The organism is Streptomyces sp. NBC_00322, assembly GCF_036147535.1.
Lineage (GTDB): Bacteria > Actinomycetota > Actinomycetes > Streptomycetales > Streptomycetaceae > Streptomyces.
Map to the genome: position 1 here is coordinate 2,331,929 of NZ_CP108019.1, position 13,979 is coordinate 2,345,907.

General features: G+C 71.6%; 8 protein-coding genes. 1 reads left to right on the plus strand and 7 read right to left on the minus strand.

The features are described 5' to 3' along the window. Nucleotides 1–828, minus strand: a complete 828-nt coding sequence (locus OG905_RS10540; RefSeq protein WP_328667473.1) for an enoyl-CoA hydratase family protein — start codon at nucleotides 826–828, stop codon at nucleotides 1–3. A gap of 240 nt (nucleotides 829–1,068) precedes the next feature. Between OG905_RS10540 and OG905_RS10545 the strand changes: the two genes are divergently transcribed. Next, entirely contained in the window at nucleotides 1,069–1,482 is a 414-nt protein-coding gene (locus OG905_RS10545) for an ATP-binding protein (RefSeq protein WP_328667474.1), read from the plus strand. 10 nt (nucleotides 1,483–1,492) lie between these two features. Here the strand turns inward: OG905_RS10545 and argF are convergent, their stop codons facing one another. The 6 genes from argF to OG905_RS10575 all read right to left on the minus strand — a co-directional run bounded on the left by argF (nucleotide 1,493) and on the right by OG905_RS10575 (nucleotide 13,972). Continuing rightward, the gene (gene argF, locus OG905_RS10550) at nucleotides 1,493–2,491 is read right to left on the minus strand and encodes an ornithine carbamoyltransferase (protein ID WP_328667475.1); all 999 of its coding nucleotides are present in this window, start codon (nucleotides 2,489–2,491) and stop codon (nucleotides 1,493–1,495) included. 99 nt (nucleotides 2,492–2,590) lie between these two features. After that, nucleotides 2,591–3,823 carry an arginine deiminase gene (locus OG905_RS10555; RefSeq protein ID WP_328667476.1) on the minus strand — a complete coding sequence of 411 codons (1,233 nt, stop codon included), beginning with the start codon at nucleotides 3,821–3,823 and terminating at the stop codon, nucleotides 2,591–2,593. An 81-nt stretch (nucleotides 3,824–3,904) separates the two neighbouring features. Next, nucleotides 3,905–5,965: a hypothetical protein gene (locus OG905_RS10560; RefSeq protein ID WP_328667477.1), complete on the minus strand. Its 2,061-nt coding sequence runs from the start codon at nucleotides 5,963–5,965 to the stop codon at nucleotides 3,905–3,907. Next, nucleotides 5,965–8,082, minus strand: coding sequence for a hypothetical protein (locus tag OG905_RS10565; protein WP_328667478.1), 2,118 nt, complete (start codon nucleotides 8,080–8,082; stop codon nucleotides 5,965–5,967). Before OG905_RS10565 ends, OG905_RS10560 begins: the two co-directional genes overlap by 1 nt. Beyond that, a complete protein-coding gene (locus OG905_RS10570) occupies nucleotides 8,079–10,634 on the minus strand; it encodes a hypothetical protein (protein WP_328667479.1) in 2,556 nt (851 codons plus the stop codon). The genes OG905_RS10565 and OG905_RS10570 overlap by 4 nt, the downstream gene beginning before the upstream one ends. An 8-nt stretch (nucleotides 10,635–10,642) precedes the next feature. Continuing rightward, complete coding sequence (locus OG905_RS10575) at nucleotides 10,643–13,972, minus strand: tubulin-like doman-containing protein (RefSeq protein WP_328667480.1); 3,330 nt, start codon at nucleotides 13,970–13,972, stop codon at nucleotides 10,643–10,645. Between the last annotated feature and the right edge of the window lie 7 nt (nucleotides 13,973–13,979).

Genomic DNA, 13,979 nt, shown 5'->3' on the forward strand with positions numbered 1-13,979 from the left:
TCAGCGCCCCCGCCACTTCGGGGCGCGCTTTTCCGTGAACGCCGCGTGGAACTCCGCGTAGTCCTCGCCGTTCATCAGCAGCGCCTGCGTCGCCGCGTCCAGTTCCACCGAGGCCGCGAGCGGCATGTCGAGCTCGGAGGTGAGCAGGGCCTTGGTCTGGGCGTAGGCCAGGGCCGGGCCCTGCGCGAGGTGGCGGGCCAGCTCGGCCGACCGCGCGTCCGCCTGGCCCTCTTCCGTCAACTCGCTGATCAGGCCGATCCGTTCGGCCTCGGGCGCGCGGACCGGTTCGCCGAGCATCAGCAGTCGCGTGGCGTGGCCGAGGCCGACGACCCTCGGCAGCAGATACGCCGCCCCCATGTCGCCGCCCGAGAGGCCCACCTTGGTGAACAGGAAGGCGAAACGCGCGGACGGGTCCGCGATACGGAAGTCCGCGGCCAGCGCCAGTACCGCCCCCGCACCCGCCGCGATGCCGTGGACCGCCGCGATCACGGGGAAGGGGCATTCGCGCAGCGCGCGTACCACCTGGCCGGTCATCCGGTTGAAGTCGAGGAGCTGGGCGGTGTCCATGGAGAGGGTCGCGCCGATGATCTCGTCGACGTCCCCGCCGGAGCAGAACCCGCGCCCCTCGCCGCCCAGCACCAGCGCCCGTACGTGCCGCTCCCGTGACAGCTCGGCGAGCAGATCACGCAGGTCGGCGTAGGCGCCGAAGGTGAGAGCGTTGAGCTTCTCGGGGCGGGCGAGGGTGACGGTCGCGACGCCGTCGTGCGTGCTGAGCCGCAGATGGCGCCAGCGCTCGGTGCGCTGCGCGGAGCCGGAAAAGGGGCTCATGGAGTGTGGCCTCCTTCAGGCGGGCGGTCTGCTGCTGCCCGCCCTTCCGAAGTTATCACTCTTACGTGACTCCCGTCACGAGTACGCGATACGAGCTTTGTAGCCGGTTTGTACCGAGACAAAGGTCCCGTATCAGCCGTGGCACAGGTCCTGCCCAAGACGGGCCCGGGTCCCTTGCTTGCCCCCTGGCCTCTCTAGGGTTGAAATCCGGACCTCCCACGTCGAACGGAACCCCCCGCCTTGCTCGAAGCCTCCGGCCCCGCCTCCTGGCGCGTCGCCCTGCCGCACTCGGCGGCCGCCGTGCCCATCGCCCGCGCCCTGGTGCGTACGGCGCTGGCGGACATCGAGGTGTCGGCGGACCGCGACACGGCCGAGCTGCTCACGGCCGAGCTCGTCGCCAACGCGGTGGAGCACACGCGCGGTGGAGGCCCCATCCAGCTGGTGGTGGAGCTGCTCCCGACGGGCTGCCAGGTGGAGGTCCACGACGATGACCCGGCCCCGCCGGGCCATCTGTCCCGGCACGCGCCCGAGCCCGACCCCTTGCAGGAGCACGGCCGGGGGCTGCTGCTGATACGCGCACTGAGCTCGGCCTGCGGGCACCGAGCCACCGACTCGGGCAAGGCGGTCTGGTTCACCCTTCCGTCGCGGAGCTGACGGCGGCCCCTCAGCCGAGTGTGGCCACCATGATCGCCTTGATCGTGTGCATCCGGTTCTCCGCCTCGTCGAACACGACGGAGTGCTCCGACTCGAAGACCTCGTCGGTGACTTCGAGCTCGGTCAGACCGTGCCTCTCATAGATCTCGCGGCCGATCTTGGTTCCCAGGTCGTGGAAGGCGGGGAGGCAGTGCAGGAACTTCACGTTCGCGTTGCCGGTGGCACGCAGCACGTCCATGGTCACGGCGTACGGACCGAGCAGCGCGATCCGCTCGTCCCACACCTCCTTCGGCTCCCCCATCGAGACCCATACGTCAGTGGCGACGAAGTCCGCACCGCGCACGCCCTCGATGACGTCGTCGGTCAGCGTGACGCTGCCACCGGACGCCTTGGCCAGCCCGCGCGCCAGGTCCACGATCGTGTCGTCGGGCCACAGCAGCCGGGGGGCGACGATCCGCACGTCCATGCCCAGCAGCGCGCCGGTGACCAGGTAGGAGTTGCCCATGTTGTAGCGGGCGTCGCCGAGATAGGCGTACGCGACCTGATCCAGCGGCTTGTCGGCGTGCTCGGTCATCGTCAGCGCGTCGGCGAGCATCTGGGTGGGGTGCCATTCGTCGGTGAGCCCGTTGTAGACGGGGACACCGGCGTGCACGGCGAGCTCCTCCACCACGCCCTGGCCCTGCCCGCGGTACTCGATGGCGTCGTACATCCGGCCGAGTACGCGCGCGGTGTCCTTCACGGACTCCTTGTGCGCGATCTGCGAGCCGACGGGGTCGAGATAGGTCGTCGCGGCGCCCTGGTCGGCGGCCGCGACCTCGAAGGCGCAGCGGGTACGGGTGGAGGTCTTCTCGAAGATCAGCGCGATGTTCCTGCCCCGCAGCCGCTGCACCTCGGCTCCCGCCCGCTTGGCCGCCTTCAGCTCCGCGGCCAGATCGATCAGGCCGCGGAACTCCTCGGCGGTGAAGTCCAGCTCCTTGAGGAAGTGGCGGCCTTCGAGATGTATCGCCATGGTGGCTGCTGCTCCTGTGTCACGAATGCGGGGACCGTGGAAGTATATACGTACTCCTGCATTGCTATACAGACGGTCCGGCCGGGCAGTCCCGGTCGGCTAGACGGCATCGCGCTCGAACGGACAGCTCATACAGCGAGGGCCTCCCCGGCCCCGGCCCAGTTCGCTGCCGGGGATCTCGATCACCTCGATGCCCTGCTTGCGCAGATGGGTGTTCGTCGTGACATTGCGCTCGTACGCGACGACGACACCCGGCTCGACGGCGAGGACATTGCAGCCGTCGTCCCACTGCTCGCGCTCCGCCGCGTGCACATCCTGCGTCGCCGTGAGCACCCGGATCTCCTTCAGACCGAGCGCCGCCGCGATCGCGCTGTGCATGTGCTCCGGCGGATGGTCGGTGACCTTCAGCGCCTGCCTGCCCTCGGCCGGCTCGATGGTGTACGAGCGGAGCATCCCGAGCCCCGCGTACTGGGTGAAGACGTCGCGGTCGACCATCGTCATCACGGTGTCGAGATGCATCAGGGCCCGCCGCTTGGGCATGTCGAGCGCCACGATGGTCCGCGCGGAACCGGCCGCGAACATCCCGCGCGCCAGCATCTCCACGGCCTGCGGGGTGGTGCGCTCGCTCATGCCGATCAGCACCGCGCCATTGCCGATCACCAGGACGTCACCGCCCTCGATGGTCGAGGGATAGTCGTCCTGCCCCTCCGACCAGTGGTGGAACTCCCCCGCATGCGGACTGGTGAAGAGCGGGTGGTGCTTGTAGATCGCCTCGAAGTGGACCGTCTCGCGCTGCCGCGCGGGCCAGCGCATGGCGTTGATCGAGACGCCGTCGTAGATCCAGGCGGAGGTGTCGCGGGTGAAGAGGTGGTTGGGCAGCGGGCCGAGGAGAAAGTCGTCCAGGTCCATCACATGGAAACGGACGGAGGTCGGCTCGGGATGACCTGCGAGGAACTCCCGTTTGGTCATTCCGCCCACCAGCGCCTCCACCAGGTCGGCCGAGGGCAGCTCGTCGAAGACCGCGCGGAGGTGATCCGTGGCGAGCGGACCGTACTCCTTCTCGTTGAAGACCCGGTCCAGGACGAGCTTTCTGGCCTCCGGGAGCTCCAGCGACTCGCGCAGCAGGTCGCCGAAGAGATGCACCTCCACCCCGCGGTCGCGCAGCACGTCGGCGAACCCGTCATGCTCCTGGCGGGCACGGCGCACCCACAGGACGTCGTCGAAGAGCAGCGCGTCCTTGTTGCTGGGCGTGAGGCGCTTCAGCTCCAGATCGGGCCTGTGCAGTATGACCTGGCGCAGCCGCCCGGTCTCGGAGTCGACATGGAATCCCATGACCCCATCCTCACCCGCACTGAGCGCCATTCAACCTGCGAAGAGCTACTCATCCGGTGAATCTTGACGGTCGGCGAGCGATCACATGACGTTCCACAGCATCACGATGAGGGCAACGGCCACCACGAGCACCCCGGCGAGGGCGACGACGATCATCCGGCCGTCCTGTGGAGCGGAGCGGTCGGGATCGCGCGGGGCCGCCGACGGCGGCGGGGGTTGGTCCGGCACAGCGCGGTCCGGGAGCCCGTGCGGGACCGCCCGGGCTCCCGGGGCGACGGTGTCCGGCCGGCGTTTTCCGTGCGCCGCGCTGAGCAGGGAGAACCACACGGCCTCGGGCAGTCCGGGCCGCTCGCCCGACACGATCTGCCAGACCGCGGCTCGCCCGGCCCGGTGCGGTCCGGTGCTCAGACGCGGCAGCAGCTCGGCCAGCCGGGTGTTCGCGGCCGGGTCCTTCAGCAGAGGCCGGATCGCCCAGCTGTACAGCGCTGCGGCGTTGGCGGCCCGGATCTCGTCACCGGGACCTCCGATGCCGAGCCCGTGCGTCTGAGTCAGAAAGAGGTCCAGGTCGAGGAGGGTGTCGCACAGGTGACGGCGATGACGCTGCGGCCAGTGGGGCCATCTGCGGGCGATCTCCGCCATCACGAAAGTCAGGGCCTCGTAGTGGATGCTCGCCCGCAGCGCGTACAGCAGATCCTCGTCCGCGGCGCCCCGCACCACGGTTCTGGCCTGGGCCGCGGAGCCGTTGTAGCGATCGGGGAAGGCGGCGAGGACGGTCAGGAGTTCCTGGTGCTGGACGGTGGGTCGCCGTCCGCGCCGGCCGCGGAGGACGAGGCGGCGCGGGCTGCCCTGCGGGAGCGGCCATTGCGGCCGGACGACGCGGACTTCGGGCTCGGCCGCAGGGCCCGGGGACGGTTGCGGGACCGTGCGCGGGCCGGCGAGCGGGCTCGGGTGCGAAACCGGCTGCGCGGCGGGCCGGGGCTGCTGCACCGGGGGCCGTTGATGCGTCGTTTGCGGCTCGCGCCGGGAGTACGGGTCCGGCTTGGCGTACCTCTCGCGCTCGCCGTACGGGTCCGGCTTGGCGTACCTCTCGCGCTCGCCGTACGGGTCCGGCTTGGCGTAGGTCTCGCCCTCGCCGTACGGGTCCGGCTGCCTGGCGTAGGGCTCACGTGCCTGGGGCACGGGCGCCTCCCACGGCGGCGGACGGTGTTCCTCTGCCCGGCGGGTGCGGGCCCGTCCCGCGCTCTCCAGGGCCGACACGGCGCGTTCCACCGTGTCCAGCAGGGTCTCCCGTCCGCCCCCGTTCCCCGCCCGCCGCGCGGCGGCCTGCCGCAGCTCCCTGTCGACCTCGAACTCCCGCCCCTCGACCTGCGCCCGCACATGGTGACGGACCAGTTCGGACGCGAGCTGCTGGGCGCGATCCCGGCGGCGCTCCAGCGGATCCGTACGCAGCCGCTGGGTGTCCTGAGCCGCCGCGCCCGGCCAGCTCCGCACGAAGACGAAGCGCAGCAGCGTCGTCTCGGCGGTGTCGTGGGTGGCGAAGGTCCAGCCCTTCTCGAAGAGCCCGCCGAAGATGCCCGCCATTCCCCACAGCACCCGGCAGGCGCTGTCGCCGCCCTGCCTGTCGAGCACCGTGAAGCAGTGACGCGGATGGCGCAGATACTCCGCGACCAGGCCGGTCAGTTCCTCATCCACATCCGCCAGGCTCCCCGCCAGCCGGCGCTGTCCCTCCATGGCCGATCCGATCAGCTCGGCCGCCCGCACCTGGCCGAGGGGGCCGCGGACTTCGTCCAGCGGCAGTTGGCTGCCCTCCCAGCGCCAGGTGTGCAGCCCGAGGCAGGTCTCGGGGTCGAGTGTCTGGGACGACCCGAGCAGTGCATGACAGATCGTCTGGGTGCGTCCGCTCTCGTCGCGCCAGGGAGTGCGGTGCAGCAGCAGCGCACTGTTGTCGCGCTCGAGGCGGACCAGTGCCGGCACCGTGTCCTCGCCGGTCGCCCGCAGCAGCGCGGCCGCGCTGCGAAAGACGACGTCGGCGTGCTCCTGACCGCAGGACCAGGCCACCGGGCCGAATCCGGTGGTGCCCGAAGCGTTGTCCGCATCCCAGCGGAAGACGATCTGGTCCACCGATTCCTCTTGCCGGACCATCAGGCGCCCACCTCTCTCGGCTCCGCTCCCGGCAGGAGCCCGCACATGGCGAAGATCGACAGCAGTGGCGCCAGCACCCGACGTGGCCTGACACCGTGGGGGAACTCGTCGCCCCTCGCCTGTCCCCCGGTCGCCGCCACGAAGTGCAGCGTGCAGCGGGCACAGTCGTCGAACGGCTTGAGCCAGGCGGAGCTGGCGTGATGCGACACGAACGCATAGGCGTCGCGGCTCTCCGCCCGTACCGCTTCCGCGTCGAAGTGCGGCGGCAGGGCACGGCCCAGCCAGCGGTCCACGGACGGGTCGAAGCGCACCAGGTCGCTCTTGTTCACCGCGACCGCCGCCGGTGCTTCGATATAGGGCCCGCGCCGCGGGATCCGGTTGAGGACGGTGGTGAACGCCTCGTCGCCCAGATCGCGCCGCCGCAGCTTGTTGCGCTCGCGCACCGGGTCGAGGAACGGCAACCGCAGTGCCCGCAGCGGATCGAGTACGAAGATGAAGGCGCCGACCCCCATCAGAAATCCGGTCACCTCCCCCTCCTCGGCCAGGTCCTCACCGGCAAGGTCGAAGAAGACGACCGGCCTGGTCGCCCCGCGCCCGGTGACCAGGAGACCGTCGGCGAAGCGCGCGAAGGTCTGCTGCCCCGTGCTGGCAAGCTTCTTGCCCTGGTGCAGTCCCTGCACCCGCTCCCGCAGAAAGGTGCGGTGCGAAGCCGGGTTGAGCGGCCGACACGTGAGTCCGTACGACTTGAGGCCGCCCTGCTCGATCTCGCCGAGCATGGCGGCCAGCAGATGCGTCTTGCCCACGGCCGAGCTGCCCACCAGGGCGATGGACAGCGGTTCGCCGTTGGTCAGATACGGGACCGGCAGCTCGTGGGACCTGTCCCCCTCGGCGTGGGGGCAGCGGTGGAACGCCTGGCGCATCGCGTCCTCACGGTGTGTGGGGCGGTGTTCCGTACTGAGGTCGAGCGGTACGCGATCGCCCTTGGCGGAGATGGTGATCAGCATGCTCTCGTCGAAGGTGACAGGGAGCAGGCAGTGGGGGCAGAGCCGCGAGCGGGTGGGCGCAGGCGGCCCGGGGGCGGGCTGCGCGGGCGCTGCACCGTTCGCCGTCGGTGGCACGCCCAGCAGCGAGCGCAGGGAGCGGCGGGCGGGTGCGGGCGGGGTTGTGATCGCCTCGTCGGCGTGCCCGTCGAGGCCCAGCTCCCTTCGCTTGCGGGCGCGTTGCGCGTCGTATTCGGCACGCGCCCGGCCGAGGGAGTCGCCGGCCCCGGCGGCCGTGGCCAGCGGGTCGGAGACGTTGAGCAGCCGCATCAGTTCCGCCGGCGTGGGCCTCGCCTGCGCCAGCGGAGCGAACACACCACCGTGGTCCAGGGCGGCCAGCCGCCGGAAGTCGGCGAGGTCGGCGGGCGGGCCCGCCCCCTTGTCCGCCCGCCCGGAGAGCAGGAAGTACATCAGCTGGGCCACGGCCCACAGATCGTCCCTGGCATCGGTCACGCCGGTGCCCTCGCGCTGCTCCGGCGACGCCCAGGGAGCCGTGCCGAAGGCACTCCTGGGCTCTTTGGTGCGCAGCGCGCCATACGGCTCGGTGAGCCGCACATGGGTGCCGTCCCAGCGGACGGTCTCCGGCGCGATGGCCCGGTGTACGAGGCCCACGTCCTCCAGCAGCCGTACGGACAGGGCGAGTTGGGCGAGCACACGGTGCTGCTCGTCCACGCTCAGGGCGCCCCGCCGGCCGCTGATCGGCTCACCGCCGTGGATCCGGTAGATGATGAACGGTTCCGGGGCCTCCAGGTCGAAGCCGATCATCCGGGTGAAGACCTCGCCGTACCGCTCCGAGCCGTAGCGCCGCTCCAGGGCGACGGCCGCTGCCACCTCGCGCTCCAGCGTCCCGTACGCCTGGGGATCGCCCTGGGCCGAGAGCGGAAGCCGGTACTGGTTCACCTGCCAGCCCGCACCCAGGATCACCTTGCGGGCCAGCAACGACGGCCGCTCGGGTGACGGCCGGTCCGCGCCGAAGCGGGCCGCGAACCGGACCGGGTCCTCCTTGTGGGTGAAGAATTCCAGCTCGTCCGGTCCTGGTCCCTGCGCGAAGTGCGCGCCGCCTTCAGGCCGGTTCATGGCGCACCGCCCTCCTCTCCCCTGACGGTGCGGACGGTCTCCGCGCGCAGCGGCACGAGCCGCAGTACGCCGGCGTGACGGCCGGTAGCCGTCCACACCACGTCCTCGGCCGCGCCGCGCCAGCTGTCCTGGGTCTCGTCCTGTTCCGCGCCACGGCGCATCGCCTCCGGGACGAACCGCACCTGGCGTACCGCCACGGGGTCCTTGGAGAGCATCCGCCGGTGTTCGGCGCCGCACAGGGGTACGGCCTGCTCGGCCACACCGCCCGATCCGAGGAGCCAGGCGACCCGCTCGGCCGAGACCCCGAGCAACTGGGGTGCGCCCGGCCGCCGTTCGGGATGGGACGCGTACGGCGGCGGAGAGGCTGCTCCGTCCCGCTGCAGCCGGGTGTGCACCTCGTCGAGCAGCTCGCCCATGGGCCGCTCCAGCGGCATCCGGCCCGCATTCGACGGGTCACGTTCGACGGCTCCCCAACAGGGTTTGACGATGAGGGCCACTCCGTCCATGAGGTCGGAGACGAGCGTGTCGACCAGTGCCGGGCCGCCGTCTCCCCGCTCCCGCTCCAGCCATGCGGGATCGGCGACGGGCTCGGCGTTCCAGGGGTCGGCGGGTGCTTGGTCCTGCCCGTCGGGCTCCCGGAACGCGTCCTGGGTCCGGGCGGGCTCGAAGGGGTCGGCGTCCTCCGGAAAACCGGCGGGCTGCGGACCACCCGCGGGCCCGGCCGTCGCCGTGGCATCGAGCCAGCCGTCCTCGGCCGCGCTGTCGCCCCAGCTGTCCCAGCTCCATGGCGCGGACCGCGGATCCGCTCCCGTCGACGGCTCCCGCCCCCGCTCCTCCTCCCGCGCCGCCACCGGTTGCGGCGAGACGCCCGGAGTGTGCTGCTCCGCCGTGTCCGCGAGGCCCCGAAGGAGCAGGGAGACGGCTCGCGCGCCGTCCGAGCAGTGGTAACGCGCATCCGCGAACAGCCAGTCGTGGACGGCCGTTTCGATGAGCAGCTGATCGACCTCCCCCACCATCCGGGCGGCGAACTCCGCGTCCGTACCGCGCCACCAGGAGTCGACGGCCGCGGTCCAGTGGCGTACGGCCAGCAGCACCAGCAGGACCAGCGAGATCACCAGGGCGAGCGCACCGGCCCAGGCGGGCAGCGCAAGCAGCTGACCGGTGAGCGCCCCGGCGAGCCCGCCCGCCAGACCGCCGAAGAGGCGGGGCGCAGCCCCCGTACTGCCTCCGCCGTCGAGTCTGCCGTCGGGCGAGCGGTTGGGCCGCCGGCGCAGCATGAGGACGGCGAGTGCCGCCCCGGCCAGCCCGGTGGCCGGTCCCAGCGCCCAGCCGAGTCCGGGCCACAGCCCGGCGGCCAAGGCCAGCACGAAGGCCACCACGGCCGCGATGCGCCGTGAACCGCCCGCGGTGAAGGGCACGGGCGACGTGAGATGCGCCAGATAGGTCCGGTCACAGATCTCGTCGAGCCGGGCGAGCCGGGCCGTACTGCCTGCCGGGGCCGAACGGTCCGAGAGCGCCGCGAGCCGGGCGGCGACCGAACGAAGCGGCAGGCGCCTGGCGATCAGGCTCTCCGTGAAGCCGCGGAGGCCCGGTCCGACACTGCTGCGGGAGACTTCGGGGATCTCCGGCAGATCGATACCGCGCTCCACGAGCCGGCTGCGCTGCTCGGACGTGAGCCGTACTCCGCCGCCGTCGGACAGCGCCCCGGCGATCGTCTCCTGGTACCCGGCCAGAGCGAACGACAGCCGTTCGAGGCGGCCGGGCAGATCCGCCTCCCCGGCCTTCATGGTGAACAGCCCTGCCCAGCCGCGCACTTGCTCGTAGCCGTCCACGGTGTCACGCAGCGCCGCGCCGCACTTCCGGTGCCGCGCCTCGGCCGGGCCGCCGGGCAGCAGCCAGGCCCGGTTCTCCAGGTTGCGCGGGACGAAGTCGCCGAGGAGGAGCGCCAGTTCGGCGGGAAGGGCGTCTCCCAGCGCGGGGGCGGGGCCTTCCTGTCCGACGAGGCTCTCCAGCGCCTGCCACCAGGACCTGGTCCTGGCGTCGTCCGTCAGATCGTGTTCCAGGATGCGCACGGCAGGCACCGCGACCCCGTGGACGACATCCCCGAGCGCGCTCACCACGGCGTCGAACACCCCGGGCATGACGAGGAGTTCGACGAGCGGGCGCAGGGCCTCGTCCGCAGCGGGTGTCCCGGGCCGCGGGCCGCCTCCCGGGGTGCCCGCCCCGCCGGACACATCGAGGAGCCACAGCACACCGGCTGCGGGTGGCCGCAGGGTGAGCGGCCTTCGCAGGGTCCGGTCGTCTCCCGCGCCCAGCGCGAGGCAGATCACCTGTGCCGGTCCGTAGGAGTAGAGCTGCTCGTAGAGGAGTTGATGGGCGATGAGGTCGCACGCGTCGTCAATGACGAGGAAGCGCCGCTCGTCGCCCTGCTGAGGCTCGTCCAGGGCGTCGGCCACCGCGCGCTCCAGCGGCGGGTTGCCGTCGGGCGGCCGGGCAGAGGACCGCAGGTCGAGGCAGACCGCATGGGACGGAGTGTGGTGTTCGGGTGTCACGGCCGGCTTCACTCCTCCCCGCCGTCCCGGTCCCAGGGGTACCTCGCCGAAGACGTGTCGGCTTCCGGCGCCGCGTGCTCCGGGGACTGGCGTGGCCTCGGGGGCTCGCGCCGTTCCGGTTCACGCCGCGGGGCCTCGGGCTCGAGCCACCCGGGCGCCGGTGCCCCGGCGCTGCGCCCGCCGTTGGAGCGCCCGTCCGGCTGCTCGGCGGCCTGCCGCGCACAGCGCTCGTCCAGTGCCCGAAGCGAGGGCCGGGTGGGCCGCGACGCCCCCGGGAAGCGCAGCTCCAGGGCTCCCTTGAGGGTCTGCTCCCAGAAGTGCCGCAGGGGTACGAGCCACTCCTCGTCCTCCTTGCCGTACTGCCCGGTGAGCTCGTCCAGGAGCGCGATCTGCCGCGGAGCCACCTCGTGCACAAGTGTCTTGAACAGCGGCGAGGGAGCCACGGGCGTGGTGGCGAGCCCGGTGGGCTGGGTGCGCATCAGCCGGTCGCAGAAGTCCTCGATGATCTGCCCCTCGTCCAGCAGGGCCCACCTCTCGTACGCAGGCAGCAGCCCGGCCCAGCTGGAGACGGATCCGTCGAAGGCCTCCAGGCGCAGAGTCATGGTCGCCGAGTCGCCGTCCTGGAGCCGGATCCTCATCAACTGGGGCGATGTGGCCGGCCCTTCGACGTCGACGCGGCCGTTCCACATCGCGCAGAGGATCCGGTGCAGAATCCGCTGCCGGTCGTCCTCCGTGCTGGCCAGCCAGTCGTCGCGGTAGCCGAGCCGCTGCCGCCAGTGCAGGAAGTCGTCCACCCCGGCGGCGTCCCGCGCCTCCGCCCAGAGCCTGAGCACATGCCGTACCTCGGAGACATCGGTCAGACTCATGCCACTGCGGAACAGGACCACCGTGATGGACTCGGTGTCCACCGCCCGGTACTCCTGGGTCGCCTGGGGGTCGCGCGGCAGGTTCAGCTCCCCCTGCAGGAACTGTGCGGCCCGGCCGTCGGCCTCGCTCTGCGGGTGTACGACCAGTACCTTCAGCGGACCGCTGCCGTCGGGGGTGAAGCCGACCGGCAGCAGTCCCGCCAGCTGCGAGCGGAACTGGTCCAGCCAGCGGCTGTCCACGGTGGCCTCGGCGTCCTCGTCCCCGGCCGCGGCCCGCAGCAGCACCGCCATCGAGGGCAGCAGGGGGCGGTCGTTGAGCACGCTCGCCTCCCCGAAGAGACCCTTCACGCGCTGCTCGACGACCTGCTTGATCTCCTTGACGGCGGCCCGCGGGGAGCGGCGTCCGGCTTCCAGCGCGCGCTGCCAGTCCTCGGGCTCGATCAGTCTGGCCAGCAGCCCGGCGGGATCGGTGTTCTCCGGCAGACCCTCGTGCTGGACGAGCCGGTCGAAGACGTCGTCGTAGAAGGCCCTGAGGTTGCTCTGCGGCGGGAGCAGATACGAGACACCGGTACGGTCGTCACGGTAGAGCTCCTTGCGGCGCTCCATGAACAGCTTGCGCTCGCCCTCCTCGTGGGCACGCAGGGCCCTGGCGAGTTCACCGATCTCCTTGCTCGCGCGGGCCAGCGGGGGCCGCCACCGTGACTCCTGCTCCTTCCATGCCTGGTGCCACAGCCGGTTGGCCCGCCAGCGGTACCAGGCGTCCTGTTCGTCGATCGCCTCCTGGACGTCCGGGTCGCCCCAGCGGGCCGGTACGAGACCGCCCACGGCGCCCTTGATCCGCGGGATCTTGGGAGCGGAGGGCTGGATACCGTCCGGCCGATCCGGGTCGTTCTTGCGGTTCTCCAGCATCCCGGCGAACCCGACCTCCGCGGGCCGCTGAGGATGGCCGGGCAGCCCGGCCAGGGTCCGCTCCAGCTGGAACGGCCCGATCAGGCCCAGGAGTTCACGCGCGCCGGCCTGCGGTTTGAAGTCCTCGACCAGCCGCGGCATCTCCCGCTCCAGGTCGCGGCCCAGCCGGCCGAGGCGGTCCTCCATGTCACCGATCCGGTCGCGGAGCGCCTGGCCGATCTGCTTGGACCCCTTGGGCAGCGGATCGGGGACCGGGACCTCCGGAGCCTCACGGGTCCACAGTCTGCCGATGCCCGAGCGTTCAAAGAGCTCCCGGACCCGCTCGGTGCCGTCCTCGCGGGGACGCCGGGCGTCCTCGGCCATGCCCCGGACCGCGTGGGCGAGCATCCGGCCCGCCACTATCTCGGCGAGATCGTCGACGGGGACGGTCAGGGAGGCGGCCAGGCTGGTCGACATGCCGCGGTAGCCGATGCCGGAGCGGGCCGGGGTCGAGCGCTCCACGCTCTTGTTGACGAAACTGGCCGCGAACGACTGGTAGTCGTCCTCGGAGCGCCCCTGGTTGCTCTCGTCCCCCAGCTCCGTACCGATGAGCGACATCACCATCGCGGTGATGGAACGGCGCAGGTCCTCCGGGCGGATGACGGCGGGCCTACTGAAGAGGAAGGCCGTCTGCACGGTCGAGGGGCGCAGCGCGACGACCCCGTCCACGGGATAGCGCACGCTGATCGAGCCGCGCTGCTCCACATCCCCGAGCTCGCCGTGGGCGTCGGGGACGTTCTGGTCGTCGACCAGCCGGGAGAGATCCACCAGCGCGCGGGCGGAGTTGAGCTCGGCCTCACGTCCGCCGCCCGCCTCGGGCGGGAACGCCGACGGCATGACGACCAGCGGATAGATCTTCACCCCGGGCACCTTGGACTTGCGGAACTCGTGCCCGATGAGGTGGATGAAGTCGTAGTAGATCCCGGCTCCGGTGCCTCCCGCCACCGAGAACGCCACGAACACGTCGCAGCCGCGGATCTGCCGCCCGCCCAGGTCGCGGAGGTCTCCGGCGGAGTTGCTGATGGTGCTGATGGCCGCGCGCAGCTGGCGCAGTACCGGCTCCAGGCCGCTGCGGAGCGTGGCGAAGAGGGCAGCCCGGCCCACCGTGGGCAATTGCCCGGCGCCGTTGTGCAGCGGTGCCACGCGCGGCTGCCGCTCCTGGGGCGGCAGCCAGCTGTGGGTCTCGTCGTGCAGGGCGACCCGCAGCATGCGGGTCACCTCCGGGGAGCTGTCATAGCCGGTGGGCAGCAGGTCGTGGACGACGCGTGAGGTACGCGCGTACGCGGCGGCCTCGACGCCCTTGGCGCTGAACTGCGGCAACCGGTCGAGCTCCGCCTCGCTGAAGTCCGCGTAGACGAACTGCAGATGGTCCGGCAGCTGGAAGGGGGCGCGGCGGCCGGAGGCCACCAGGTTGGTGCCGTCGGGGCCGCACAGCTCCCGGCGCAGACCGCGTTCGAGCTCGGCGCCGATCCGACCGCCGGTTCCGCCCAGGCCGACGAAGAGCATGGGCTGGTAGATCTTCATCTCGTCT